Source organism: Flavobacterium sp. J49, assembly GCF_011742145.1.
In the GTDB taxonomy this organism is placed as follows: domain Bacteria; phylum Bacteroidota; class Bacteroidia; order Flavobacteriales; family Flavobacteriaceae; genus Flavobacterium.
The window spans coordinates 297,605-321,999 of the sequence record NZ_JAAQQU010000105.1; the positions used below are offsets into that span (position 1 = coordinate 297,605).

The following is a 24,395-nucleotide window of genomic DNA, read 5'->3' on the forward strand; positions in this document are numbered from 1 at the left end:
TTATTCAAAATGGTCTAAATCAATTTTCCAATCGAGCTCATTTCTATACCAAAGTTGGCCTTGTGAAACTTGCAACGGACAATCAAAATTATTGGTGTACAAACTTCCTGTTCCTAAACCTTGCGGCATTAAATTATTTTGCAAAAAAGTAAATTGGGCAATCGCATTCAAACCAACGTTACTTTCTAAAGCGGAAGTAACCCACCAACCGATATTCAATTTTTCCGCCAAGGAAATCCATTCTAAAGTACCGCGAAAACCACCGATAAAACTCGGCTTCAAAATGATATATTGCGGCTGGATTTTTTGGAGCAATTGTTCTTTTTCTTCAAAAGAAAACACACCGATAAGCTCTTCATCTAAAGCGATGGGCAAATTCGTGTTTTTACACAAAACTGACATCATGTCAGTATGATTTTTTGGGATGGGTTGCTCTACGCTATGTAATTTAAAACCAGTGATTTGATTTAGTTTATCTAAAGCTTCATTTTCAGAAAAAGCACCGTTGGCATCAACCCTAATCTCGATGGTTTTCTCATCAAAAATCTGTCGGATAAAGCGCAATAATTCGATTTCTTTGTCGAAATCAATGGCGCCAATCTTCATTTTGATACACGTAAATCCTTGGGCAATTTTGTCCTCAATTTGACGCTTCATAAACGCTTCGTCACCCATCCAAACGAGTCCGTTAATGACGATAGATTTTTCGCCCGAAGTAAATTTTGAGGGAAATAAAACAAACGGATTTTCACTTTTTAAAGACAGAAAAGCCATCTCCACTCCGAATTGAATCGAAGGAAACTCTATTAATTCTTGCCATAATTTTTCCTCACCGAGATGAATATTTTGACAAACCCATTGTAATTTTTCTTCATAATCTGGACGATCATCAGCCGATAATCCGCGCAAAATTCCGCACTCGCCTATGCCTTTTTTACCCTCTTTTTCGAGCACCAAAAACCAGGTTTCTTTATCGGTTAAAACCCCTCGAGAAGTGCCTGAAGGTTGTTTGAAATGAAGGACATATTTATGGTAAGTTGCGGTCATTTTTTAATCTAAATAGCGTAAAATTTTGATGAAGTTTTTTGACAAAATACCATTGGCCTCGAACTTTTGAAAATCGTAAAAAGTTTGAGCAATCCAACTCGTATTATTGGATAAATTGTTCTCTCTATACATTTTATGAATGTCTTTAGCTTTTGCAATTCGATCAGTCAAAGTGTAAACATGGGCCAATTGCAATCGATAATTCAACTCTGATGGATTCATGGAAATGGCTTTCAAATAAGCTGTTTCCGCTTTTACAAACTGTTTGGAAGACAGATACAAGCTGCCTATCAAACCATAATCAGCAGCAGTGGCTCTGTTTTTTTCAATAATTTCTTTCTGAATTTTAGCAACCGCATCATCCGATTTACTGCTGAAATTAAGCTTTTGGGCTTCGTTTCGGAGTCGCTCCAAGTAACTGTTTAATTGTCCGGAGTTGACTAAACTCTCTTCTGATATAGTATCGACAGCTTTAGCTTTTTCGGCAGTTAACAGCTTTTTATATTCCGCATAAGTATACTTTGCGATAAAAACCTCCAAAAAATTCCCTAAAAACAGGTCCTTATTAGTCACTTTTTGAGTGATTTCTAACTTTTCAGCCAAAGCCAAAATTTCTTTCTTGTTTTCATTGGTCCAACCGCTTCTCAAGTTGTAGTTTACCCAAGGCACAACTTCTAAAACGATTTTTTCTTTCATCACCCAATTGTCACTTTGAAACCCAAACCAGAGATTCTGAGTACCGGGAGTCATACATTTGGATTTTTCGGTTAGGAGTTTGGCCGCTTTATTCACCGGTTCGTCTTGAACAATACAAGCATTTTTAGCGACACCGGTTTTTTCGTATTGTAATGCGTCGTTTTCATTAGTAAATACGGCAAACTTACACTTGTCATCGCCGGAAATAGTTGAGAGCAAAAAAACCGTTCCGGCAGCGCCTTGACTAATTCCCGTTGGATCCGGAATGGCTTTCAGTACAGAAACCAAACTCGAACTTATTTTTTGATTGTCATCCAAAAGCGAAATGCGATAAACCACTTCGGTAGTGCCTTTTGGAAAATCGTTCGTTTTGATGACTTTGCGCTTTCCGGCTTCGAGAATGAGGGTTTCGTCTGTGGTTCGGATATTGTCCCAAAAGCCTTCGTTGCTCTGCGCAAAAGCCAAAGAGGTACAAACCAACAGCAACCCTAAAATTGAAAATTTCATACTAAGTTTTTCGTTTCTAAAACAAGAAGAGTGCCAAAACGGACACTCTTTTTTTTGCGTTGATTGAATTAGAGTTTGATACTTTGACCGATGTCCAACAACATTAAATCTTTTCCGGCGTCGAAGAATTTCTTTTTGGCTTCGTCGTGGTTGATGACAATAAAACCGAAAGTATCATAATGACAACCTAAAATCTTATCGCAATCGACAAAATCGGCGGCTAAAATGGCGTCTTCCACATCCATAGTAAAATTGTTCCCGATTGGAAATATAGCCAAATCCAACTTGGTACGCATCGGAATCAGTTTCATATCCATGGTCAAAGCTGTATCGCCTGAGATGTAAATGTTTTTGTGTTCACCTTCAATCACAAATCCGCCGGGATTTCCGCCGTAACTGCCGTCGGGAAACGAACTCGAATGGATGGCGCTGACATATTTTACTTTACCGAAATCAAACTGCCAACTTCCGCCGTGATTCATCGGATGGTATTGAAATCCTTTATTGCCGTAATGGGTCGCGATTTCCCAATTGGAAACAATAATCGAATTGTTGTTTTTGGCAATGGTTTCCACATCAAGAATATGGTCTTGGTGCGCGTGGGTTAAAAGAATATAATCCGCTTTTAAGCTATTAATATCGATATGCTCTGCCTTGGGATTCCCCGTTATAAAAGGATCGATTATAATGTGTTTTCCGCTGACTTCAATGCCGATACTAGCATGTCCGTAAAAGGTAATTTTCATAACTGTCTATTTAAATTAAACGTAATTTACGACCACATCTGAAATAAAGAAAATCAAGCACAAGGCCAAAAGAACCGACAACAAAAAAGTGCTGATGGCTAGTTTCTTCAATTCAGGGTCTAAAAGTTTAGGATTTTTATTTTTGTAAACGGTAATCAAATGGCCTATCAAAGGAAAATAAGCTACAACAAAGATATATTGGTCGAAGTGAAAATTGTTTAAAAAGGCAAACAACAAGACCAAGATCATGGCCGAAATGACCAAAAAGAAATGGTACTTTTTAGCGACAGCACCACCCATTTTAACCACTATGGTATTCTTTCCTGATTTTCTGTCGCTTTCCTCATCTCGCATATTGTTCAGATTTAAAACACCAACACTCAAGAAGCCAATGGCTGTGGCAGGCAATAATAACAACCAATCAATGGTTTTCGAGAACATAAAGTAAACCCCGAAAGCACTCACCAATCCGAAGAAGATGAACACAAACAAGTCGCCGTAACCTCTGTAACCGTAAGCGCCTTTACCAACCGTATAGCGAATCGCAGAAGCAATCGCCAAAATACCCAATATCAAAAAGACAAAAGAATACAGCAAATAACTTTCTTTAAAAGCAAAATAGATGAGCAAAACTGCAAAAGTCAAAGTAATTAAAGCCGTAATCACCATCGCTTTTTTCATCGCTTGCGGAGTTATGAGTCCGCTTTGAATGGTACGTTTTGGGCCTACTCTGTCCTCGTTATCCGTTCCTTTTATCCCATCACCGTAATCATTGGCGAAATTGGACAGAATTTGCAACCCCAAAGTGGTCAGCAACGCAAAAATAACGATGTTCCAGTTGAACATTCCTTGCGACATGGCGTAAAAACTTCCAACAATAATACCCGATACCGAAAGTGGTAAGGTTCTAACTCGCGCGGCTTCAATCCAGTGTTTCATAGTAATTTTAATTTATTTACATCCAATTCCTGTTAGAGGTTTCTATCTCATACAGCCAAAGGTTTACATATTCGTTTATTTTGTCAAATTGGCCCAAATGAAAAGTAATATTACCACCGGCAGTGTGCATGGTTAGCGAACCAATATTTAAGTTTTTGTGCCAAAACAACTGCGAAGTCGTGATGGCTTGTATTTTACCGATTTCAATAATTTCATGATCAACATCCCAAGCGCCGCTTTGTTTGATAATGTGGTTATCATTGACAAACAAACGGTAATTTCGGAATCCGAAAAACAGCAAAACCAACATAAAAACAGTGTAAAAAACGGCAATATTAACGTAATCAAACACTATCGGTTCCGCATATTTTCCGAACAAAAAATAACCTGCTAAAGGTAATACAATAATGATAAATACGGAAAAAATCAGTCTACGGAAATTAGGTTGCATCATCACCCCTTTTTCAGGCAATTGTTTGAACAATAATTTTAAAATTTCATCGCGTTCCGTCGTATTACAACCCGGAATTTCAATCAGCGATTTATTGTCTTTCTTTTCGTTACTGATGGCTTGTCTGATTTTGATTTCCAATACGTTGAGTTTCTTTTGGAAATAGTTACTTGAGACTTTAACAATCTGCACTTTCTCGGGTTTCAATATCGTACTTTGGGTATTGATTAAGCCGTAAGTCAACATTAGCGAGCCTTTTTGCTTGGTAACCGTGTAATCGAAAAACTTAATGATGGTCCGCAAAATATTGATTAAAAAAACAACGCTGAACATGATCAAGATAAAGACCAGTGCCGAATACCAAACCGAATTGTTATCGACAAAACCTTCCAATTTTTCGGTACTGATTACATCCTCTGCGCCGGCTTGATGAAGGTTTTCATAAATGGTAAAAAAGAACGTTAAAATCAAACCGACGCTTTTCACATAGTTGGAAGTAATGCCGATTTTGAGCAAACTGTTCAAATTGATTTTAAGAAACGGAATCGCTTTGTATTCGGATTTTTCGGCTGCAATATCATCTTCTGAAACGGCTACTTTTTTACCTTCATTCTCCAATAATTTGGACTTTAAAGCCAAGGCCAAATTGTGTGAAACGGCTTTGATATTGCCTTCTTTTTTGTCACTTCCGGCGGTGTCAACATCTAAGGCATAAACACCAATTAACCTTTGAATTAAATTTTGTTTGATGTTAACCTGTTGGATTTTATGGAGCTGAATCGTCGTTTTAGTTTTATTGATAATGCCTTCGCTGATGATAAACTCCTCGTTTACCTCATCGATGTAGAAAGTGAAATTTCGGTAATTCAAAAAAGAATAAATGCCAAAATAAACCGCTATAGCTAATAAAATCAGGAACCCGACTAAATTAGATTTAAAATCGGCTTTTAATAAAGTGATGATTATAATCGGCCACGTGGCTTTGAGCAATTGGAAAATCATCTCGAGGAAAATCACCAAAATACCCACCAAAGACTGGCGTTGTGGCTGATTGAAATTGGTTTCCATTAGAGTTGCTTTTGAATTTTACCCATCAACAATTGTTTGATGTTTTCGGCTTCTTCTTTGGCAATTCCCGGAATCTCTAAATCGCTGGAAACACCGCCGGCAGTGAAAATTTCCACTTTGGCTAAGCCGAAAAAACGCGCAATAAAACCTTCGTGCAGCGCTACGTGTTGGACACGATTATAGGGAATAACCATGGTATTGGTGGCGATAATACCGCTTCTGAAAATCACATCATGGTTTCTGAAAGCATAGGCTTTTTTCTTGAAGCTGATTCGAGACAACATTAAAGCTATTAAAAACACTGTAACGTAAGCCGTAAAAATTAGCGGTTTGTACTCCACTTCTTCCTCCACCAAAAAAAATAAAGTAACCATAATGGCCAAACCCAACAAGAAAAAGCCGAAAATACTAATCAAAATCACTTGCCAATATTTAGGATCGATGGGTGACAATTGAACCGCTTCAAACCTTGGCAAAGCTTTAGTGTCAATGGTTTCATTGGTAAAGTTTTCCATATACTTTTAAAGAATTATTTTACAAATCAAATTTGAACTGTCATTCCCAACTTGATTGAGAACTGAACACTAATTTTATGGAATCCATTTGTTTTTACCGAAATTCGGTTTTCTTTTTTCCAAAAAGGCATTTCGTCCTTCTATAGCTTCATCGGTCATATAAGCCAAACGCGTGGCTTCACCGGCAAAAACTTGTTGACCCACCATGCCATCATCGGTTAAATTCATCGCGAATTTCAACATTTTTATAGAGGTTGGTGATTTCTCTAAAATTTCTTGTGCCCATTGGTAAGCGGTATCTTCTAATTCCTCATGCGGAATCACTGCGTTCACCATGCCCATATCATGCGCCTCTTGTGCTGAATAATTTCGCCCTAAAAAGAAAATCTCACGGGCTTTTTTCTGTCCGACCATTTTGGCCAAATAAGCCGAACCGTAACCGCCATCAAAACTCGTTACATCTGCATCGGTTTGTTTGAAAATGGCGTGTTCTTTACTGGCTAATGTCAGGTCACACACCACGTGCAAACTGTGTCCGCCACCAACAGCCCAACCCGGAACTACGGCAATCACGACTTTAGGCATAAAACGAATTAAACGCTGAACTTCTAGTATATTCAATCGATGGTAACCGTCTTCGCCTACATAACCTTGATGACCGCGTGCTTTTTGATCGCCACCGCTGCAAAATGACCAAATACCATCTTTGGTACTCGGCCCTTCAGCCGAAAGCAAAACCACTCCGATGGAAGTATCTTCCATGGCGTCGTAAAACGCATTGTATAACTCACTGGTTGTTTTTGGTCGAAAAGCATTGCGTACATTAGGTCGGTTGAATGCAATTCGGGCAACGCCGTCACATTTTTTATAAGTGATATCTTCAAATTCTTTGGCAGTAATCCAATTGATAGTGCTCATGTCAAAACTTGCTTTATGGGATTATTATATTTTAGTTAAAAATAGTTGTCGGCAAACAAAATCTATTATTTTAGCGTAAAAATAAATCATTTTTTGAGTTAAACCTCATCACCAAACATATTCTTATGAATAAAACTTTTATCACCATTACTGCATTATTTTTGAGTTTAAATACTTTTTCCCAAAAGTATGATTTTCAAATCATTAAAGACATCGAAGCTACACCGGTAGTTGCCCAACAAAATACCGGAACTTGTTGGAGTTTTTCCACCACTTCTTTTCTGGAAGCCGAAATTATCCGCATGAAAGGCAATAAAGCAGACCTCTCGGAAATGTACAATGTGCGAAATATTTACTTAGACAAAGCAGATAATTACGTCATGCGCCAGGGTAAAACCCAATTCGGCGAAGGCGGTTTGAATCATGATGTCATCAATAGTGCTCGAAAATATGGTATTGCATTGCAAAGTGATTTTTCCGGAAAAGTAAACCCTAATGACAAATACGACCACTCTAAAATGGTGGCGGAATTAGAAGAAATTCTCAAAAAAGCTGTAGCCGAAACACCGGCAAAATACCCGAACTGGAAAGCCGATTACAAAGCCGTTTTAGACAATTACATGGGCAAAGCCGATGCTGTTAAGCCTATCAGTGCTGAAAAATTTTCAGCGGAGTATAAGATTGATTTGAATGATTATGTTACGATAACTTCTTTTACTCATGAACCCTTTTATTCTAAATTTATATTGAATATTCCAGACAACTTTGCCAATGGCTCTTTTTACAATTTGTCTTTGGAGGAGTTTGTTCAAAATATTGATTATGCCATCGACAATGGCTTTACACTTGCTTTAGATAGCGATGTAAGTGAAACTACTTTTTCCGGTTCCAAAGGCATCGCGGTTGTTCCTGAAAAAACAGAAGATGCTATGGCTATTTTAGATGAAATCAAACCCGAAAAAAAGATTACCGCGGATTTCCGTCAGGCCGAATTTGAGAATTACAATACCATGGATGACCATTTGATGCACATCGTAGGCAAAGCCAAAGACCAAAAAGGAAACATCTATTACAAAGTGAAAAACTCTTGGGGAACCCAATCAGGACGAGACGGTTTTGTGTACATGAGTGTTCCTTATTTGAAGTTAAAAGCCATCTCAGTTTTACTCCACAAAGACGGTTTGCTCCCGCAAACTAAAAAAACATTAGGATTATAAAAATTAAAAGGAAGCCAAAAGCTTCCTTTTTTATTTATCCTATTTTAACCGAAGTCATTGTGAGTGAACCACCGACAGCTTTGTCATTAAAGAAACTTACGACATCTGTTTTGTCTTGTAATCCCAAAGTATACAGCAACGGGTAATAATGGTCCGGTGTTGGAATCGCCAATTTGGCCGCACTGCCTAATTTTTCATAGGCAATCAACGATTCGGCATCGCCTGAGGATATTTTGCTTTTAAAAACCTCATTAATTTCATGCGCCCAATCGTAACCGAATTCGGGTTCGTTGAGTTTATCCCAAGCCACCATTCTTAAATTATGCACCATGTTGCCACTGCCTATGATTAAAACACCTTTTTTGCGCAACGAGGCCAATTCTTTGGCTAAATCGTAATGGTATTGTGGCGGCTTACTATAATCAATGCTCAACTGTAACACCGGAATATCTGCCTCGGGATACATGTGTCGCACGACTGTCCAAGTTCCGTGGTCTAAACCCCAATCGTGGTCGAGTTCCACTTGGGCCGATGTGATTAACTTTGAAGTTTCAAACGCCAATTCCGGACTACCTTTGGCCGGATATTGCACATCAAATAAAGCTTGTGGAAACCCTCCAAAATCGTGAATGGTTTTCGGATTTTCCATAGCGGTTATATGCGTTCCATTGGTTAACCAATGGGCTGAAACCACCAAAACTGCTTTGGGTTTGGGGATTTCTTTTCCGTATTGTGTCCAGGTTCTTGAAAACTCATTATCCTCAATGCCATTCATAGGCGAACCGTGACCGATGAACAAAACCGGAAGTTTAGTATCGGTTTCTTTTAGGTCTTTTGACCAATTGTATAAAGGGTTTAATGCCATCATTGTCGTTCCTCCTATTGCTAATTTTATAAAATTACTGCGCTTCATATCATGCAACATTTGTATATACAAATTTACTTCAATTTATTCACAAACAAACCCTATTGTAAAAAATTTAACAGCTAAAACAAAATAAGGATTGTGCACAACAAAAAACTTATATATTTGATTGTTAATGTTAAAAACCCGTACATGCAACAATTTACCCGAAAAGAGAAGTTAAAACACCTGCTTGGTTTTCCTGTAATTATTGCCTCGTTAGGCTATTTTGTGGATATTTATGATTTGTTGCTCTTTGGCATTGTTCGCATTCCCAGTTTGAACGATATGAACTTAGATGCCGATACGGTGGGCACGATGATTATCAATTACCAGATGGTTGGATTGGTCTTGGGTGGTATTATCTGGGGTGTTTTTGGGGATAAAAAAGGGAGACTTTCTGTATTGTTTGGCTCAATCATCGTTTATTCCTTAGCCAATATTGCTTGTGGCTTTTTGCCTCAGATGGATTTTGCTGATAAAGGCTTAATTTACGCTTGGTTGCGCTTTATCGCCGGAATCGGATTGGCCGGAGAATTAGGTGCCGGAATTACTTTGGTTTCCGAAACTTTACCCAAAGAGTTGCGAGCCATCGGAACTTCCATTATAGCCGGATTTGGAGTATTAGGTGCTGTTGTAGCGCAATTTACAGTAGAATTAGCCGGTAGTTGGACTACCGCATATTTCATTGGCGGCGGATTGGGTTTGATGTTATTAGTTCTCCGAATCAGTGTAGCTGAAAGCGGTATGTACCAATCTGTCAAAAAAAATACTTCCGTGAAAAGGGGTGATTTTCTTGCCTTTTTTACCAACAAAGTACTTTTTGTCAAATATTTGAAATGCATCCTGATTGGCGTTCCCATCTGGTATTGCATTGGGATTTTAGTTTTTATGGCCAATCAATTTGCTCCCGAAATGGGCATTACTTCCATCGACCCGGGAAAAGCGATTATGTGGGCTTATATATTGACTTCGGTTGGTGATTTTTCCAGCGGTTTTATTTCACACGCTTTGCATTCGCGTAAAAAAACCATCCTTTATATGTTGTTGTTTACTTTGGTTGGCGTGGCCTTGCTCCTTTTTAGCGGTCATAAAACCGAAAACATGTATTATTTTTATTGTGGTTGGATTGGATTAGGTTGCGGTTTTTGGGCGATGTTTGTTACGGTTTCTGCAGAACAATTCGGCACTAATATGCGAAGTACGGCCACAACCAGTGTGCCCAATATGGTTCGAGGTACAGTACCCATCATGTTAATAGGATTCGACTATTTGAAGCAAACCAATTCGGTTATTGTTTCGGCTGCTGTTGTTGGTTTGATAGCTTTTGCCTTGGGTATTTATTCAACTTTAACCATCAGCGAAACGCATAACCGACACATGGATTTTGTGGAGTGATTTTAACTATTTAACCCAAAACACTATGAAGCTTTTACATTACAACCTCTTTTTACTATTAATCGCTTCTTTCTGTAATGCGCAATCAGACGAAAGCGGAAATAAATTAATTGGCACAACTGTTTTAACGGCCAGTGAAAAAAACATGGAATCAAGATGGTTGCATGGCCTATTTTTGGAAAAATTGCTGAAATCCGAATGCTTAAACTCAAGTTCAGAGAAGACAGTACCCACAAAAATCAATTTTGTTGAAGTCAAAAATGACACTACTATGGTTGTTGATATTACTATTAATGCCAACTGTTGTGCTGACTTTCTAGGGGAAATCGAAGTCACTAAAGACAACGTTCTAAATTTAATATACCACAGCTATGGCGGATATTGTTCCTGTGGTTGCTGCTTTGGGTTAACATATCAATTGTTTTTAGCCCGAGAAGAAGATTATGATTTTAACAAAATTAAATCGGTAATGATTAATGGCATCAAAGAAACAGAAACACCAATTGTATGGGTAAAAAAGTAATACGAAACAATTCATTTTAACAACAATTTTGGAATCTAAAATTCTGTATTCTAAATCCAACCTTTGTATCTTTGCACTTCGCAAATTGCAATTATGGAATCACTACTAGAAAGCAACCAACCGGTCGGTAAACCCAAATGGCTAAAAGTCAAACTGCCTATCGGTCAAAAATACACCGAACTTCGCGGTTTGGTTGACAAATATAAGCTTAACACCATCTGTACTTCGGGCAGTTGTCCTAATATGGGCGAATGTTGGGGTGAAGGCACTGCTACCTTTATGATTTTGGGGAATATCTGTACACGGTCATGTGGTTTTTGCGGCGTTAAAACCGGCAGACCGGAAACCGTAGATTGGGATGAACCTGAAAAAGTAGCGCGCTCGATAAAAATCATGAAAATCAAACATGCGGTAATCACCAGTGTTGACCGTGATGATTTGAAGGATATGGGCTCGATTATTTGGTTTGAAACTGTGCAAGCCATTCGCAGAATGAATCCGGAAACCACTTTAGAAACCCTAATTCCCGATTTTCAAGGCGTAGAAAGAATTATTGACAGAATCGTTGAAGCGAATCCTGAAGTAGTTTCTCATAATGTTGAAACTGTACGCAGATTAACTCGTGAAGTTAGAATTCAAGCCAAATACGACCGAAGTTTGGCCGTATTGAAATACTTAAAACAACAAGGCATCCGCAGAACCAAATCGGGTATCATGCTCGGCTTGGGTGAAACCGAAGAAGAAGTTATTCAAACCATGCGTGACTTAAGAGATAACGATGTCGATATCGTTACTATCGGTCAGTATTTACAACCCAGCAAAAAACACTTGCCGGTAAAAGAATTCATCACACCGGAGCAGTTTGAAAAATACGAAAAAATAGGCAAAGAAATGGGCTTCCGACATGTGGAAAGCGGTGCTTTGGTGCGTTCGTCCTACCATGCGGAAAAACATATTTTATAATTGCAAATGGAACTTACCCATCAAGAATCAGCGGTAAAAGCAACCTATTTTAGCCTTATCGGCAACATTAGTTTGGCTTTAATTAAAGGATTGGCCGGTATTTTTGGCAACTCCTATGCCTTGATTGCTGATGCTATTGAATCGACTACCGATATTTTTTCTTCATTTTTGGTTCTTTTTGGCTTAAAATATTCCAACAAACCCGCCGATGACAATCATCCCTATGGTCATGGTCGTGCCGAACCCTTGATCACTTTTATAGTAGTTGGTTTTTTAATTACTTCCGCTACCATTATTGCTTATGAAAGTGTAATAAATATCAACACTCCTCATGAAGCACCAAAATCTTGGACGTTACTTGTTTTAGGCGTCATCATTCTTTGGAAAGAATTCTCTTTTAGAATGGTGATGAAAAAAGGCATAGAAACCAACAGCTCTTCCCTAAAAGCAGATGCTTGGCACCACCGAAGCGATGCCATCACCTCAATAGCTGCATTTATCGGGATTTCTATTGCGATAGTTTTGGGTAAAGGATACGAATCGGCCGATGATTGGGCGGCACTTTTTGCTTCCGGATTTATTTTATACAACAGTTATTTGATTTTCAGACCGGCTTTGGGCGAAATTATGGATGAGCATTTGTATGATGATTTAATTCTGGACATCCGAAAAGTTTCCCATCAAGTGCAAGGCGTGATTGATACCGAAAAATGTTTCATCAGAAAGGCAGGCATGAAATACCACGTTGACCTCCATGCGACGGTTGAAGCCAACATTACCGTAAAAGAAGGACACGATATTGCGCATTTACTTAAAGATACTTTACGAAAAGAAATCCCACAACTGGGACATGTTTTGATCCATATTGAACCCAATGAATAACAAAACAAAAATTGCCATCAACGGTTTCGGAAGAATCGGGAGAAATGTATTCCGTTTGCTTTTAAACCATCCCTCAATTGAAGTAGTCGCCATCAATGACATTGCCGACAATCGCACGATGGCGCATTTAATCAAATACGACAGCATACACGGCGTTTTGCCTTATGACGTTTCATTTGATGAGGATTCCATTATTGTAAACGGAACACATTATGTCTTTTTTCACGAAAAAGAAATCAGCAAACTCCAGTGGAACGATATTGATTTTGTGGTGGAATGTACCGGCAAATACAAAACCTTTGAAGACATCAATCAACATATATTGTCCGGAGCCAAAAGAGTGATTCTTTCCGCACCGAGCGAAGTGCCGGAGATCAAAACTGTAGTTTTAGGAGTAAACGAAAATATTCTTGACGGTACAGAATTAATCGTTTCCAACGCCAGTTGTACCACCAATAATGCTGCACCGATGATTAAAGTAATCAACGAATTGTGTGGCATTGAACAAGCTTATATTACCACTGTTCACTCCTACACTACGGATCAAAGTCTGCATGACCAACCCCATAAAGATTTGAGGCGGGCACGTGGTGCCAGTCAGTCGATTGTCCCAACCACAACCGGTGCCGCTAAAGCACTAACCAAAATTTTTCCCGAAATGGAAGGCAAAATCGGTGGCAGTGGCATTCGTGTCCCGGTGCCCGATGGTTCCTTAACAGACATTACCTGCTATGTCAAAAAACAAGTGACTATTGAACAAATCAATAGCGCTTTCAAAACAGCCTCAGAAACCAAGTTGAAGGGAATTCTGGCTTATACCGAAGATCCTATTGTTTCCGTTGACATTTTAGGCAACCAAAACTCTTGTCTGTTTGATGCGCAACTGACCTCTGTGATTGATAAAATGGTAAAAGTCGTGGGTTGGTACGACAACGAAATAGGCTATTCTTCCCGAATTATTGATCTAATAATTTTGTTAAAAAAATAAATTCGCTACATTTATAGCCCTGAATCCTATAAAATCCTGCAAATTTATGAGATGGTTATTGCTATTATTACTATTTCAAACCTATAGTTTCGGACAACGAAAAGCTGCTGTCTCTTCTGACAGTATAACGTATTACATTGACTTAGCCAATTTCAACAAAAAAATCAACAACTACAAATCGTCACTTTACTTTTCTCAAAAGGCGATAAACTATGCCCAATTAAAAGGAAATACCAAACAAAAATCTGATGCTTTATATTCTTTGGGTTCAACTTATTTCGAACTGAAGAAATACGAAGATGCCGTTGACTTTTTTTCTAAATGTGCAGCTTTATTGAGCACTATTCAACCAACCAGCCAACAAGCCATTTGCTATTATAACATGGGAATGTGTTACATGAATATGGATGATTTTCCAAAAGCCGAACACAATTTTAACAAAGCGCAAGCCGTATATAATATTTTAAGAATTGATGCATCTGAACCATTAAAACTTCAAAAAGGAATATTGTACAAAGCCAAAGGCAAAACCGAATTGGCTGCAAAATTATTCAATCAAATTGTCTCAAAACCTGATATTGAAGACATTTACAAAACCAAAGCCGAAGCGTTGTATCAATTGGGTACCATAGAAGAAAACCTGAACCACAACAATTTAGCATTAAATTATTACAATCGCGCCTTGGCATTAAACAACCGAAGTAAAAACTTAGACCAAAAAGCAGCTATTTTACTATCGTTGAGCAGAACCAATGAGAAACTTTTAGATTTAAAAAAATCCCATGCATATTTGAAAGAGCATTTAACCTTAAAAGACAGTCTGTTTGAGGCAAGCCAACAAAAGCTTGACGCCAATGATTATCAGGAATTCAAGGAAAGTGAGCGCATGAAGGCCATCGAACAAATGACCAAAGAAAGTGAAGCCCAAAAAAGAACCAACAGGTTCGTAAAGTTGATTAGTATACTGGCCATTTCTCTAATCTCAATTTTATCGCTCTTGAGTTTGTCATTGTACAAAAACAACATCATCAGAACAAGGTCAAATGACCTTTTGAAAGAAAAAAATCTGGAACTACAAATCGCCAAAGAAAAAGCAGAAAAAGCGTCTAAAGCCAGAGCTGAATTCCTTTCCACCGTCAGTCACGAACTCAGAACACCACTTAATGCAATCAACGGAATTACTCATTTACTCATTGAAGACAATCCGAAACAAACCCAATTGCATTATCTGAATTCGTTAAAATTTTCCGGAAATTACCTGTTGACTTTTATCAATGAAATCCTGGAAATCAACCGTATTGACTCCAGTAATATTGAAATTGAATACATCGATTTTAATCTGAAAAAATTGTTGCTCGACATTCAAAATTCGATGACTGAAATTGCTTCCAAAAACAACAACAAATTCACTTTGGAGATTGACCAAAACATACCGGAAGTCTTATTGGGCGACCCGACCAAACTTTCCCAAATCTTTATCAATTTAATCAATAACGCTTTGAAGTTTACCCAAAACGGTGAAGTGACTGTTATAGCTCAATTGGTTGAAAGTGGCAATGATTTTTCCCGAATAAATTTTGCCATCAACGACACCGGAATCGGAATTCCGGAAGAAAAACAGGAAACCATTTTTGACAGTTTTTCACAAGGTTCCATCGAAATCAACCGAAAGTACGGCGGAACCGGATTAGGCTTGACCATCGTAAAAAAACTGGTGGACTTGTTAGGCGGAGAAATCGGATTGAAAAGTGAAGTCGGCGTTGGAACTTGTTTTGCCTTTGAACTCAACTTGCTCAATGGATCAAAAGAAATAAAACCTGAAAAGCCAAAACCTTACTCCGATGCGGTATTGATTGATAAAAATATTTTGGTAGTGGAAGACAACAAAATCAATCAAATGGTTACCAAGAAAATGCTCGAAAACAAAGGCATGAAGTGTAAAATTATCGACAATGGAGAAGAAGCCATTGAGGTAATGAAAGCGGCAAATGATTTCGACTTGGTTTTAATGGATGTCCATTTACCGGGAATCAACGGGACTATTGCCACCCAAAACATTCGCGAATTCAATACCAAAACACCTATTATAGCCTTAACTGCAATTTCATTAAATGAAAACAGAGAAATACTTTTGTCCTTCGGAATGACTGATGTCATCACCAAACCATTTGAACCGGAAAATTTCTATCGGGTAATTGCGATGAACTTGGTTTAATATTGAAGAATAAGTTCTTTAATCAAATGTCTGACTTTAGGTTCGGCACCTCTAGCGGCTTTTAAAACTTCTTCATGGGTAATACTTTCCAAGTGTTCTTCACTGCCAATATCCGTAATCACCGAAATACCGAAAGTCTCTAATTCCATGTGACGCGCTACAATTACTTCGGGAACGGTTGACATTCCGACACAATCTGCACCAAGCACTTTGACCATTTTGTATTCGTGTAAGGTTTCAAAAGTTGGCCCTTGTAAACCAAGATAAACCCCATCATGCACTTCAATATCAGAAGCTTTGGCAATTTCTTTAATCTTGGCTATCATTTTCGGGCTGTAAGGCTCGCTCATATTGACAAAACGCGGTCCGAAACGGCTATCGTTTTTCCCTCTTAAAGGATGTTCGGGCATCATATTGATGTGATCGGTAATAATGGCAATAGAACCTACTTTATAATTTGGATTCACACCACCAGATGCATTGGAAACAACCAATTTGGTTACTCCTATATATTTCATTACTCTCACCGGAAACGTAACTTCCTGCATTGAATAACCCTCATAATAATGAAATCTGCCTTGCATGGCCACGACTTTTTTATTGCCTATGGTGCCAAAGACCAAAGCGCCTTTATGTCCTTCAACGGTTGAAACCGGAAAATTGGGGATTTCGTTATACGGCAAAGTGAATTCCACTTTGATATCATCGGTAAAACTACCCAATCCGGAACCTAAAATCACACCGTATTCCGGCGTAAAGTTGGTTTTCCCCTTTATATAATTAACGGTTTCTTGTACTAGTTCCCACATAGTCTAAAATAGTTTGGTCAAAAGTATTGCTGTGGTTTATCAGCTCACTTTTTATTGGTAAATAATATAACTGTGCTGCTAAATTTGCAGCCTGCAAACGTACAAAATCCTTTTCGGTTGTCACGATAATTTTTTCGTTTGCCTGACTTTTAATGTTTGAAATATCGCCTTCGCTAAAATGATGGTGGTCCGGAAAAGTCATCACTACATCACTTCCGGATTGCAAAAAATCAAAAAACGGTTTTGGCTTGGCAATTCCGGCCAATAATAATTTTTCTTTAGATTTTACTTCAGTTACTTCCAAATTGGCTGACTCATTATAAACCTTACCATCATACTCTACACGGCTAAAGAAAACAGGCACATTCAACCCAATCTTCTTTTTGATATTTTCCTGTGCAAGTTCGGTAATGTCAGACGGACATTTGGTGACAATTATCATGTGAGCTCTTTTGGCACCGGTTCGGCTCTCACGAAGATTGCCTGTTGGCAACATATAATCATCGCAAAACAAATCGCCATAAGCCGTCAAGAGAATATAAAATCCTGCCTTTACCTTTCGGTGTTGATAGGCATCATCCAGTAAAATGACTTCCGGTTTGTCTTTTTGGGCTAATAATTGTGTAATTCCGTTTCGTCTGTCAGCATCTACAGCCACTTGAACTTGCGGAAATTTATGGAAATATTGAAACGGTTCATCACCAAGGATTGCCGCATTGGTATTGGCATCCGCCAAAATAAAACCCTTCGATTTTCTTTTGTAGCCGCGACTCAAAGTCGCCACTTTATAATGAGGAGAAAGTAACCGAATCAAGTACTCAATCTGAGGTGTTTTACCGGTTCCGCCAACGCTTAGATTTCCAACAGCAATAATCGGAATGTCGAAAGAATACGATTTTAGTATACCTTTATCGTAAAGATAATTTCTAACAGCAGTGATAAAGCCATACAGTATGGCCAAAGGGAAAAGTAATTTTCGCAACAAAATCATAGTACGAAAGTAACGATTTTTTATCTTTGAATGAAAATATTACAGTTCCAATAACTAATGAAACTACACAGCCTGCATTTTCTCTTAGGGTTTCTGTTCCTCACCTCATTCTCTTTTTCTCAAGAAACAGACAATACGGCTATACTCAAAATCATTTTTACCAAATACTACAAGAACGAAAAAGTAATCGCCAAAAACAGATTGCAGCTCCTGAGTTTTTATTGCAACAAAGCGCCCAACAACGAAGAAGTTTTGGAAGTCATTGCGGGAAATGAATTGCTGAAAAAACACAACACCGAAATCAAAAAACAAATTGTAATCGACATTAATGAAGATTGGTCTAAAGAATACAACCTGTTATTTGACAACCAAAATCAGTATTTAAAAAGTAAAGTCAATACCTGTTTGTCGCTCGAAGAATTTCAAAAAGTCTCCAAACAATATGGCGAAAACAACCAACGTTTGCTCATCGTTAACAAGCCGATTTACTTTGCCAAAAACCAATACGCTTTAGTAAAAGTGGCATTCTACCGAAGCATCGAACACAACAGCGGCCGATTTTTATTGCTCGAAAAAGTCAATAACGAATGGTTAATTAAAGAATACTTAAACGAATGGGCAACTTAATTAGTGCTCAGTTAGAAAAACAATATGAAAATAAAAGAAATACTCTCAGTTTTAGAAGAAATGGCGCCTTTGGCCTATGCCGAAGATTTTGACAATGTTGGCTTGTTGGTTGGTGATGCCGATGCCGAAGCGACCGGAATCTTAGTTTGCCACGATGCTTTGGAAAGCGTAATCGAAGAAGCCATTGCTAAAAAATGCAACTTTGTCGTTTGCTTCCATCCTATTATCTTTTCAGGATTGAAGAAAATTACGGGCAAAAATTATGTCGAGCGCACCGTACTCAAAGCCATCAAAAACGATATTGCCATTTATGCGGTTCATACGGCTTTGGACAATCACAAACACGGGGTGAATAAAATCTTCTGCGATGCTTTGGGCTTGACCCAAACCAAAATTTTGGTGCCCAAGAAAAACTTTATTCAAAAACTCGTTACTTATACAATTCCCGAAAATGTAGAAACCCTACGCAACGCCTTGTTCGACGCCGGAGCCGGAAAAATCGGCAACTATGAAGATTGCAGTTTTAACTCCAAAGGTATCGGCACTTATATGGGTAACGAAGACAGCAATCCCGAGGTTGGTGAACGCTTCGAATTTGTAGAGAATGAGGAAATCAAAATCGAAGTGACTTTTGAAAAACATCTGCAGTCCAAAGTACTCAAAGCACTATTCTCCAATCATGTATATGAAGAAGTCGCTTACGAAATTTACGAGCTCCAAAATCAACACCAAAATATAGGCTTGGGAATGATAGGCGAACTAGATAAACCCATGAGCGAAGCAGATTTCTTAGCTTTTGTCAAAGATAAAATGCAATGCGGCGGTATTCGCCACAGCGCTTTATTAGGCCAATCAATCAAAAAAGTAGCCGTACTTGGCGGATCGGGAAGCTTTGCTATCCCAAATGCCAAACAAGCCGGAGCCGATATTTTCCTTACGGCTGATTTGAAATACCATAACTTTTATGAAGCCGAAAACCAACTGGTTTTAGCCGACATCGGGCACTTTGAAAGCGAAAGATTTACAAAAAATTATATTGTTGATTTTCTTAAGAAAAAAATCCTTAATTTTGCCATCATTTTTTCGGAAGAAAATACAAATCCAGTTAAGTACTTATAAAATATGGCGACTACAAAAGAACTAAGTGTTGAAGACAAATTAAGAGCTATCTACGACTTACAAATCATAGATACAAGAATTGATGAAATCAGAAACGTTAGAGGAGAATTACCTTTAGAAGTGGAAGATTTAGAAGATGAAGTTACTGGTTTGAGCACTCGTTTAGATAAATTAAAAAGCGATTTGGTTACCATTGAAGACCAAATTAAAACTAAAAAAAGTGCCATCGAAGAGCATCAAGCGGCCATCAAAAAATACACCGAGCAACAAAAAAATGTTCGTAACAACAGAGAATTCAACTCTTTGACTAAAGAAGTAGAGTTCCAGGAATTGGAAATCCAATTGGCTGAAAAACAAATTAAAGAACTAAAAGCTTCTATCGAACACAAAAAAGAAGTGATTGCCAGTTCTAAAGAAAAATTAGACCAAAAATCTTCTCACTTAAAACACAAAAAAGCAGAGTTGAACGACATCATGGCCGAAACCCAAAAAGAAGAAAACTTCTTAATGGAAAAATCAGCCGAGTTTGAAGCGCAAATCGAAGAGAGATTATTGGCAGCTTACAAAAGAATCCGTTCAAGTGTTCGCAACGGTTTAGCAGTAGTATCAATTGAGCGTGGTGCTTCGGCAGGTTCATTCTTTACGATTCCGCCACAAACACAGGTTGAAATTGCAGCCCGTAAAAAAATCATCACCGATGAGCACTCGGGAAGAATCTTAGTAGATGCCTCATTGGCCGAAGAAGAAAGAGAAAAAATGCAAAAATTATTTGCTCACCTATAATAATGAATCCCGACTCGCTCGGGATTTTTTTATGAAGAAAATCCAATACTTCTTGATCACAAAATCGGTTGGTTTATACATCAACCTCATCAGCTATTTCCATCCGGAAAAGGCCAAACAAATCGCCTACGCCATTTTCAGCCAACCCCGAAAAGGAAAAATCAAAACCGGTAAGCTGCCCAAAACTTTACAAAACGCCCAACAAGAAACCTTGCATTACGACGGTGAAGATTTTCAAACCTACATCTGGAAGGGTTCCGAAGAGATTATCTTGTTGCTCCACGGCTGGGAAAGCAATGCCTCGCGTTGGAAAAAGTTATTGAATCACCTAAAACCCTTAGGCAAAACCATCATCGCTATTGATGCACCGGGTCACGGATTGAGCTCCGGAAAAGAATTCAATGCGCCTCGTTATGCCGAATTCATCCACACTTTGGCCCAAAAGTACAACCCTAAAACACTCATCGGGCATTCCATCGGTGGTGCGGCCATTACCTATTATTTACACAAATACCCCAACGACCACATCGAAAAAATCGTACTGCTCGGCGCGCCCTCAAGCTTCAAAAAAATCAGCGACAACTTTGTCGAAATTCTGAGTCTGAACAACAAAATGAAAAACCTTTTGGAACAACATTATCAGGAAAAATTCGATATCCACATCAATGATTTTGCCGGACATCTGTTTGCCCAAAACTTTCACCAAAAAGCCATCATCGCCCACGATATTCACGATAACGTAATCCTCGTAGAAGAAGGCCGAAATTATGCTTCTGCTTGGAAAAATGCCACTTATATCGAAACCCAAGGGTTAGGTCATAGCATGCACGACAAAGAGTTGTATCAAAAAATAGTCGATTTCATTGCCGAAGCGTAAAGGCTCGCGCTTACTTGTTGTCCATTCCTGCCTGCCGGCTGGCAGATTCCCGCTTTTCGCAGTATCTTTTTCTTGTTCTCGATACTTTTTGTTTCCTTCGGCTGTCGCTTACGCTCAAGTCGTCTCTTCGAGTGTTCCGATGGAATCGGAATGTATCGAGAAGCGAAACAAAAAACTCGACCTGACGAAAAAGGATACTAGCTTCCATCGGGGCTAATCGGTATTTGTCTTTTGTGTCAGAAACTTTAAAAACCTGACAATCAACCAATCGAAAAGTAAAATTTTGAGCCGATGTTATCTTTTTAGCTTTTCTGCAAAAAAAATAGTGCGTAAAAACAAATATTTCCTATTTTTAACAAAATCATTACCTATTAACATTAGAAAACAATACCAATCATGAAGATTCTGAAAATACAAGCTTTGCGCGGCCCTAATATCTGGAGTGTACAACGCAAAAAATTAATCCAAATGCGATTGGATTTGGAAGAAATGGAGCAATTTCCCACCAATAAAATCGAAGGATTTCGCGAACGCATAGAAGCCATGTTTCCCACCATGATTGAACACCGTTGCTCCGAAGGAACCCGTGGCGGCTTCTTTTCCAGAATCGAACGCGGCACTTGGATGGGACACGTCATTGAACACATAGCTTTAGAAATCCAAACCCTCGCCGGTATGGAAACCGGTTTCGGGCGAACCCGAGAAACCAAAACGCCGGGTGTATACAATGTGGTTTTCAGCTACACCGAAGAGAACGTGGGAATGTTTGCCGCCGAAAGTGCCGTAGCCATAGCCGAAGCCCTCATCGCCGGAACCGACTATGATGTGAATGCAGATATCCAAAAAATGCGTGAAATCCGCGAGCGAGTACGTCTCGGTCCTTCCACCGGAAGTATCGTTGATGAAGCCGTGGCAAGAGATATTCCTTGGATTCGTTTGGGCACCAATTCCTTAGTACAGTTGGGTTACGGCGTAAACCAAATGCGTTTCCAGGCCACCATCACTTGTAAAACCAGCAACATCGCCGTTGACATCGCCTGCAACAAAGAAGAAACCAAACGCATGCTCGACTTGGCCTCCATTCCGGTAGCCAGTGGCAGCATTTGTGTTGACGAAGAAGATTTAGAAAATACCATTAAAAAAATCGGTTACCCAATCGTAATTAAACCTTTAGACGGTAACCACGGAAAAGGTGCTTCTATTAATGTAGTCACCTGGGAAGATGCTGTTGCCGGATTAGAATATGCCAAAAAATACAGCCGAAGAGTCATCGTTGAAAAATTCATCACCGGTTTTGACTTCAGGGTTTTGGTCATCGATAATAAATTGGTTGCAGCCGCCAAAAGAGAACCGGCACATGTAGTCGGCAACGGAAAAGACACCATTCAAACCTTAATCGAAGAAACCAACAAAGACCCAAGACGCGGTTACGGACACGAAAATGTCTTAACCCAAATTGACGTCGACCGAGATACATTAGACTTATTAGAAAAATTAAACTACACAATTGATTCGGTTCCCAAAAACGGGGAAATCGTTTATTTAAAATCAACTGCCAACTTGAGCACCGGCGGAACTTCCATAGACGTAACCGACATGATGCACCCGGAAAATATTTTCCTTTGTGAACGTATTTCAAGAGTAATAGGCCTAGACATTTGCGGTATCGATATTATGGCGGAAAATTTAACCCAACCGTTAAAAGAAAACGGCGGCTGTATTTTGGAAGTCAATGCCGCACCGGGATTCCGCATGCACTTGGCTCCAAGTGAAGGCTTACCAAGAAATGTGGCCGCACCGGTAATCGACATGCTGTATCCACCGGGAAAACCAAGCCGCATCCCGATTATAGCCGTAACGGGAACCAATGGAAAAACCACCACTACCCGATTATTAGCACACATTGTCAAAAATAACGGTTATAAAGTTGGCTTCACAACATCAGACGGTATTTATGTACAAAACCACATGATGGAAAAAGGCGACACCACAGGACCGCTTTCCGCAGAATATATTTTAAAAGATCCAACAGTAGAATTTGCCGTTTTAGAAACCGCTCGCGGTGGAATTTTACGCTCCGGTTTAGGATTCAGTCGTTGTGATATTGCCATCATCACCAACATACAAGAAGACCATTTAGGTTTGGCCGACATTCACACTTTAGATGACTTGGCCAGAGTAAAAGCAACGGTTGTTCGTTCCGTAAAAAAAGATGGTTGGGCCATTTTGAATGCTGAAGACGAACAATGTCTGAAAATCGCTAATGAATTGAGTTGCAACATCGCCTATTTCAGTATGGACGAAAACAACCCGAAAGTACAGCAGTTTGCCAAAGAAGGAAAAACAGTTGCAGTCTATGAAAACGGCTACATCACTATCAAAAAAGGCGAATGGAAAATCAGAGTCGAACGCGCCACTCATGTGCCATTGACTTTAGGCGGCAAAGCAAAATTCATGATTGCCAATGCACTCGCAGCCACTTTAGCGGCCTATTTACAGGGATTCAAAACCGAAGATATTAGTTTGTCTTTGCAAACGTTTATCCCGAGTGCAGCACAAACGCCTGGTCGAATGAATATTTTTGAGTTTAAAAAATTCAAAGTAATGATTGACTTTGCTCACAACCCTTCCGGTTATAAAGGGGTGGAAGAATATTTGTCCTCTGTCGAAGCCACTAAAAAAATTGGTATCATAGCCGGTGTTGGAGACCGAAGAGACGAAGACATCCGAGAATGTGCTACAATAGCCGCCCGAATGTTTGACCACATCATTATTCGCCAGGAAAAACACCTGCGAGGTCGAACCGAAGAAGAAATCATCGGTTTAATTATGGAAGGGATTAATGCTTCGGGACGAAATGTAACCCATGAAATCATTGCCAAGGAAGTGGAAGCCATCAAACACGCCATCAATAGTGCCAGTGAAGGCACCTTCATAACGGCATTGAGCGATGTAGTCACCAATGCCATTGAAATTGTTCAGGAATACCTAGACAAAGAAAATGAAGATGGCAATATATGATAGTAAAGTTTGCTAAAACAAATCCCAAATTCCAACAGGTCTTTGGGATTTTTTATGGTCGATAGTTTAGTATCGCTCTATAATTAAAATACACAAAATAAAGCAATTCTTTCTACGGTCTTTTGTTAACCAACTTTAGTCATCTGAATCCTAATTAAATTAAATCGTATATATTACAAAGCTTGAACGTA

22 protein-coding genes are annotated in these 24,395 nt (G+C 39.0%); 12 read left to right on the forward strand and 10 right to left on the reverse strand.

The annotated features are described in order from the left end of the window. The 7 genes from HA632_RS12125 to HA632_RS12155 all read right to left on the reverse strand — a co-directional run bounded on the left by HA632_RS12125 (position 1) and on the right by HA632_RS12155 (position 6,887). The gene (locus HA632_RS12125; RefSeq protein WP_176307457.1) at positions 1–1,047 is read right to left on the reverse strand and encodes an o-succinylbenzoate synthase; all 1,047 of its coding nucleotides are present in this window, start codon (positions 1,045–1,047) and stop codon (positions 1–3) included. 3 nt (positions 1,048–1,050) lie between these two features. After that, positions 1,051–2,250 carry a hypothetical protein gene (locus HA632_RS12130; protein ID WP_176307458.1) on the reverse strand — a complete coding sequence of 400 codons (1,200 nt, stop codon included), beginning with the start codon at positions 2,248–2,250 and terminating at the stop codon, positions 1,051–1,053. A 68-nt stretch (positions 2,251–2,318) separates the two neighbouring features. Further along, the gene (locus tag HA632_RS12135) at positions 2,319–2,996 is read right to left on the reverse strand and encodes a metal-dependent hydrolase (RefSeq protein ID WP_176307459.1); all 678 of its coding nucleotides are present in this window, start codon (positions 2,994–2,996) and stop codon (positions 2,319–2,321) included. Between the two features lie 15 nt (positions 2,997–3,011). Beyond that, positions 3,012–3,935 (reverse strand): 1,4-dihydroxy-2-naphthoate octaprenyltransferase, encoded by a 924-nt coding sequence (gene menA / locus HA632_RS12140; protein ID WP_176307460.1) that lies wholly within the window; start codon positions 3,933–3,935, stop codon positions 3,012–3,014. A 16-nt stretch (positions 3,936–3,951) separates the two neighbouring features. Further along, positions 3,952–5,454 (reverse strand): PH domain-containing protein, encoded by a 1,503-nt coding sequence (locus HA632_RS12145; RefSeq protein ID WP_176307461.1) that lies wholly within the window; start codon positions 5,452–5,454, stop codon positions 3,952–3,954. Further along, on the reverse strand, positions 5,454–5,969 hold the full coding sequence (locus HA632_RS12150; protein ID WP_176307462.1) for a PH domain-containing protein: 516 nt from the start codon (positions 5,967–5,969) through the stop codon (positions 5,454–5,456). The genes HA632_RS12145 and HA632_RS12150 overlap by 1 nt, the downstream gene beginning before the upstream one ends. A 75-nt stretch (positions 5,970–6,044) precedes the next feature. Then, positions 6,045–6,887 carry a 1,4-dihydroxy-2-naphthoyl-CoA synthase gene (locus tag HA632_RS12155; RefSeq protein WP_176307463.1) on the reverse strand — a complete coding sequence of 281 codons (843 nt, stop codon included), beginning with the start codon at positions 6,885–6,887 and terminating at the stop codon, positions 6,045–6,047. A gap of 125 nt (positions 6,888–7,012) precedes the next feature. Between HA632_RS12155 and HA632_RS12160 the strand changes: the two genes are divergently transcribed. After that, entirely contained in the window at positions 7,013–8,104 is a 1,092-nt protein-coding gene (locus HA632_RS12160) for a C1 family peptidase (RefSeq protein WP_176307464.1), read from the forward strand. Positions 8,105–8,138: 34 nt separating this feature from the next. Here HA632_RS12160 and ygiD read toward each other — a convergent pair whose 3' ends face one another. Next, the gene (gene ygiD / locus HA632_RS12165) at positions 8,139–9,017 is read right to left on the reverse strand and encodes a 4,5-DOPA dioxygenase extradiol (protein WP_176307465.1); all 879 of its coding nucleotides are present in this window, start codon (positions 9,015–9,017) and stop codon (positions 8,139–8,141) included. A 144-nt stretch (positions 9,018–9,161) separates the two neighbouring features. On the opposite strand from ygiD, the gene HA632_RS12170 reads away from it, so the two are divergent. The 6 genes from HA632_RS12170 to HA632_RS12195 all read left to right on the forward strand — a co-directional run bounded on the left by HA632_RS12170 (position 9,162) and on the right by HA632_RS12195 (position 15,977). Beyond that, positions 9,162–10,406 (forward strand): MFS transporter, encoded by a 1,245-nt coding sequence (locus HA632_RS12170; protein ID WP_176307466.1) that lies wholly within the window; start codon positions 9,162–9,164, stop codon positions 10,404–10,406. A 25-nt stretch (positions 10,407–10,431) separates the two neighbouring features. After that, complete coding sequence (locus HA632_RS12175; RefSeq protein ID WP_176307467.1) at positions 10,432–10,929, forward strand: hypothetical protein; 498 nt, start codon at positions 10,432–10,434, stop codon at positions 10,927–10,929. 93 nt (positions 10,930–11,022) lie between these two features. Next, positions 11,023–11,892, forward strand: coding sequence for a lipoyl synthase (gene lipA / locus HA632_RS12180; RefSeq protein ID WP_176307468.1), 870 nt, complete (start codon positions 11,023–11,025; stop codon positions 11,890–11,892). 6 nt (positions 11,893–11,898) lie between these two features. Continuing rightward, positions 11,899–12,774 (forward strand): cation diffusion facilitator family transporter, encoded by an 876-nt coding sequence (locus tag HA632_RS12185; protein WP_176307469.1) that lies wholly within the window; start codon positions 11,899–11,901, stop codon positions 12,772–12,774. Then, positions 12,767–13,762, forward strand: coding sequence for a type I glyceraldehyde-3-phosphate dehydrogenase (gene gap, locus HA632_RS12190; protein ID WP_176307470.1), 996 nt, complete (start codon positions 12,767–12,769; stop codon positions 13,760–13,762). Before HA632_RS12185 ends, gap begins: the two co-directional genes overlap by 8 nt. Before the next feature lie 46 nt (positions 13,763–13,808). Beyond that, positions 13,809–15,977, forward strand: a complete 2,169-nt coding sequence (locus tag HA632_RS12195; RefSeq protein ID WP_176307471.1) for an ATP-binding protein — start codon at positions 13,809–13,811, stop codon at positions 15,975–15,977. Here HA632_RS12195 and HA632_RS12200 read toward each other — a convergent pair. Both HA632_RS12200 and lpxK read right to left on the reverse strand, forming a co-directional pair. Next, positions 15,974–16,786 carry a purine-nucleoside phosphorylase gene (locus tag HA632_RS12200; RefSeq protein WP_176307472.1) on the reverse strand — a complete coding sequence of 271 codons (813 nt, stop codon included), beginning with the start codon at positions 16,784–16,786 and terminating at the stop codon, positions 15,974–15,976. The genes HA632_RS12195 and HA632_RS12200 overlap by 4 nt on opposite strands. Continuing rightward, entirely contained in the window at positions 16,758–17,777 is a 1,020-nt protein-coding gene (gene lpxK, locus HA632_RS12205; RefSeq protein ID WP_176307473.1) for a tetraacyldisaccharide 4'-kinase, read from the reverse strand. Before lpxK ends, HA632_RS12200 begins: the two co-directional genes overlap by 29 nt. Before the next feature lie 57 nt (positions 17,778–17,834). On the opposite strand from lpxK, the gene HA632_RS12210 reads away from it, so the two are divergent. The 5 genes from HA632_RS12210 to cphA all read left to right on the forward strand — a co-directional run bounded on the left by HA632_RS12210 (position 17,835) and on the right by cphA (position 24,204). Beyond that, positions 17,835–18,404, forward strand: a complete 570-nt coding sequence (locus HA632_RS12210; protein ID WP_176307474.1) for a hypothetical protein — start codon at positions 17,835–17,837, stop codon at positions 18,402–18,404. Between the two features lie 24 nt (positions 18,405–18,428). Next, positions 18,429–19,523 (forward strand): Nif3-like dinuclear metal center hexameric protein, encoded by a 1,095-nt coding sequence (locus HA632_RS12215; RefSeq protein WP_176307475.1) that lies wholly within the window; start codon positions 18,429–18,431, stop codon positions 19,521–19,523. 3 nt (positions 19,524–19,526) lie between these two features. Then, on the forward strand, positions 19,527–20,306 hold the full coding sequence (locus HA632_RS12220; protein ID WP_176307476.1) for a zinc ribbon domain-containing protein: 780 nt from the start codon (positions 19,527–19,529) through the stop codon (positions 20,304–20,306). A gap of 31 nt (positions 20,307–20,337) precedes the next feature. Continuing rightward, positions 20,338–21,183, forward strand: coding sequence for an alpha/beta fold hydrolase (locus HA632_RS12225; protein ID WP_176307477.1), 846 nt, complete (start codon positions 20,338–20,340; stop codon positions 21,181–21,183). A gap of 396 nt (positions 21,184–21,579) precedes the next feature. After that, positions 21,580–24,204 (forward strand): cyanophycin synthetase, encoded by a 2,625-nt coding sequence (gene cphA / locus HA632_RS12230; protein WP_176307478.1) that lies wholly within the window; start codon positions 21,580–21,582, stop codon positions 24,202–24,204. The last annotated feature ends 191 nt before the right edge of the window (positions 24,205–24,395 follow it).

Coding starts and splice junctions, on each gene's coding strand:
- HA632_RS12125 (WP_176307457.1), bottom strand. CDS start 1,047: ATGACCGCAACTTACCATAAATATGTCCTTCATTTCAAACAACCTTCA.
- HA632_RS12130 (WP_176307458.1), bottom strand. CDS start 2,250: ATGAAATTTTCAATTTTAGGGTTGCTGTTGGTTTGTACCTCTTTGGCT.
- HA632_RS12135 (WP_176307459.1), bottom strand. CDS start 2,996: ATGAAAATTACCTTTTACGGACATGCTAGTATCGGCATTGAAGTCAGC.
- menA (WP_176307460.1), bottom strand. CDS start 3,935: ATGAAACACTGGATTGAAGCCGCGCGAGTTAGAACCTTACCACTTTCG.
- HA632_RS12145 (WP_176307461.1), bottom strand. CDS start 5,454: ATGGAAACCAATTTCAATCAGCCACAACGCCAGTCTTTGGTGGGTATT.
- HA632_RS12150 (WP_176307462.1), bottom strand. CDS start 5,969: ATGGAAAACTTTACCAATGAAACCATTGACACTAAAGCTTTGCCAAGG.
- HA632_RS12155 (WP_176307463.1), bottom strand. CDS start 6,887: ATGAGCACTATCAATTGGATTACTGCCAAAGAATTTGAAGATATCACT.
- HA632_RS12160 (WP_176307464.1), top strand. CDS start 7,013: ATGAATAAAACTTTTATCACCATTACTGCATTATTTTTGAGTTTAAAT.
- ygiD (WP_176307465.1), bottom strand. CDS start 9,017: ATGAAGCGCAGTAATTTTATAAAATTAGCAATAGGAGGAACGACAATG.
- HA632_RS12170 (WP_176307466.1), top strand. CDS start 9,162: ATGCAACAATTTACCCGAAAAGAGAAGTTAAAACACCTGCTTGGTTTT.
- HA632_RS12175 (WP_176307467.1), top strand. CDS start 10,432: ATGAAGCTTTTACATTACAACCTCTTTTTACTATTAATCGCTTCTTTC.
- lipA (WP_176307468.1), top strand. CDS start 11,023: ATGGAATCACTACTAGAAAGCAACCAACCGGTCGGTAAACCCAAATGG.
- HA632_RS12185 (WP_176307469.1), top strand. CDS start 11,899: ATGGAACTTACCCATCAAGAATCAGCGGTAAAAGCAACCTATTTTAGC.
- gap (WP_176307470.1), top strand. CDS start 12,767: ATGAATAACAAAACAAAAATTGCCATCAACGGTTTCGGAAGAATCGGG.
- HA632_RS12195 (WP_176307471.1), top strand. CDS start 13,809: ATGAGATGGTTATTGCTATTATTACTATTTCAAACCTATAGTTTCGGA.
- HA632_RS12200 (WP_176307472.1), bottom strand. CDS start 16,786: ATGTGGGAACTAGTACAAGAAACCGTTAATTATATAAAGGGGAAAACC.
- lpxK (WP_176307473.1), bottom strand. CDS start 17,777: ATGATTTTGTTGCGAAAATTACTTTTCCCTTTGGCCATACTGTATGGC.
- HA632_RS12210 (WP_176307474.1), top strand. CDS start 17,835: ATGAAACTACACAGCCTGCATTTTCTCTTAGGGTTTCTGTTCCTCACC.
- HA632_RS12215 (WP_176307475.1), top strand. CDS start 18,429: ATGAAAATAAAAGAAATACTCTCAGTTTTAGAAGAAATGGCGCCTTTG.
- HA632_RS12220 (WP_176307476.1), top strand. CDS start 19,527: ATGGCGACTACAAAAGAACTAAGTGTTGAAGACAAATTAAGAGCTATC.
- HA632_RS12225 (WP_176307477.1), top strand. CDS start 20,338: ATGAAGAAAATCCAATACTTCTTGATCACAAAATCGGTTGGTTTATAC.
- cphA (WP_176307478.1), top strand. CDS start 21,580: ATGAAGATTCTGAAAATACAAGCTTTGCGCGGCCCTAATATCTGGAGT.